The 1,896-nt window shown below is 31.4% G+C and carries 1 protein-coding gene, 1 tRNA gene and 1 pseudogene; 1 reads left to right on the plus strand and 2 read right to left on the minus strand.

What is annotated here, in order from left to right:
• Window positions 1-619 (minus strand): 5'-3' exonuclease (locus ACI3VO_RS05180; protein WP_439756891.1); only part of this gene is annotated, 619 nt, incomplete at its 3' end.
• A 279-nt stretch (window positions 620-898) separates the two neighbouring features.
• Between ACI3VO_RS05180 and ACI3VO_RS05185 the strand changes: the two genes are divergently transcribed.
• Window positions 899-981 (plus strand) — tRNA-Leu (locus ACI3VO_RS05185).
• Between the two features lie 79 nt (window positions 982-1,060).
• Here the strand turns inward: ACI3VO_RS05185 and ACI3VO_RS05190 are convergent.
• Window positions 1,061-1,896 (minus strand): annotated as a pseudogene (locus ACI3VO_RS05190) (hypothetical protein); the annotation flags it as partial.

The raw sequence follows: 1,896 nt of genomic DNA on the forward strand, positions 1-1,896 counted from the left end.
GTTTTAAAAGCTTTATACCTGTCTTTTCTCCTACTCCTGGAACCCCTGGGATATTATCTGACTTATCTCCCATAAGTCCTTTTAAATCTATAAACTGAGTCGGTGTCATCTCGTATCTCTCGACAACTGAATCGTAGTCGTATTCTTCTACCTCAGCCACTCCCTTTTTAGTTATCAAGGTAGTAGTCTTATGTGATGCAAGCTGTATAGCATCCTTGTCTCCTGTAACTATGTAAACCTTAAAGTCGTTTTCTTCTCCTAACTTAGAAATAGTACCGATTATATCATCAGCTTCGTAGCCTTCAAGCTCTAATCTATTTATATTAAACTTATCTAAAAGATCCTTTAGAGGTTGAAGCTGCTCAGCTAGCTCATCAGGCATCTTCTTTCTGCCCGCCTTGTAATCGGCGTATTCCTTATGTCTAAAAGTCGGTGCTTTTTTGTCGAAAGCAACACTCATATGAGTCGGTTTGTATTCTTCTATTATTTTAAACATCATACGAGTAAATCCAAATATCGCATTTGTATTAAGTCCAGCTTCGTTGCTCATATTTGGCAACGCATAAAAGGCTCTGTTTATTATCGAGTTTCCATCTATAATTATCAATGTATTTTCCAAAATTTATCACTCCTATTATTAATCTTATTAATTGGTATATCACCCTATCATTTAATCATACCACACTTATTATAATCTATTAAGATTAAATATTTAAATGTAAAAATTCTCAATTTTCATAGTATATTATACACATTTTATTATTCACTTTTTTTAATTTTTTCATAAGTTTTTTAAATTCATATTTTATTTTTATTTATTAAAATAATATAATTTACTTTAAAAATATACTTGATTAATTTAAACTATGTTGCTATAATATAAAGGTAGCAAAAATTAGCCGCTGTGGCGGAACTGGCATACGCACACGACTCAAAATCGTGCGGGAAACCATATGGGTTCGAATCCCATCAGCGGCACCATTTTTAAATCATATTAAACGCATTGAAAAACCTAGGTTTTATAGCCTAGGTTTTTCTTATTATAAAAATTATTTAATTATTATAAATTTTTACATCCTTGTATTTCACCAACAAATACTTTTATTTCATCTTCATTTAATTCCTCTTTATCTTCGAGCTCTTCACTTATTTTAACTAATAAGTCTTTATATTCCTCTAATAAACTTTTCACTTCTTCATAACAAGTTTCTAGCATTTTTCTAATAACATTAGTTGCTTTTTCTTTAGATATGATATCGTATTTGCTATCAGTTACAAATCCAAACTCATCGCTCATACCGTATTTGATTACCATATTTCTAGCTATATTATTTGCTTTTTCTAAATCGTTAGCTGCTCCTGTTGTAATTTCACCAAGTATTAACTCTTCAGCTGCCCTACCTGCTAGAAGCTCTTTTATTTGATTATAAAGACCTGTCTTCGTATCTAAATACTTATCGATGTTTTTATCTTCAGAATGTACAAATCCTAAAACACTACCTCTTGGCAATATCGAAATACTTTTAACCTCACTATTATTGTCTAGTAAAATATTTGCTAGTAAATGTCCTGTTTCATGTACCGCTGTAATGTGTCTTTCCTTTAATTCGAAGTTTCTATTTTTATCAGGTAAACCGACAATCATTTCTTCGTAAGCATCTCTAAAGTGTTTTTGCGATATTTTATCTTTATGTTGTTTTAGAGCACTTCTAGCTGCCTCATTAGCTACTAGCTTCACGTCCGCACAATTTTTGCCGCTCATTATTTTAGCTATAGCTGATAGATCTACATCATCGTCTAGCGGTCTGTTTTTAGAATTTAATTCCAAAATTCCTTTTCTCATATTGTAATCTGGCAAGGCAACCTCTATTTTAAAATCAACTCTACCAGATCTTA

The sequence above is a fragment of the Intestinibacter sp. genome (genome assembly GCF_051866655.1).
GTDB lineage: Bacteria > Bacillota > Clostridia > Peptostreptococcales > Peptostreptococcaceae > Intestinibacter.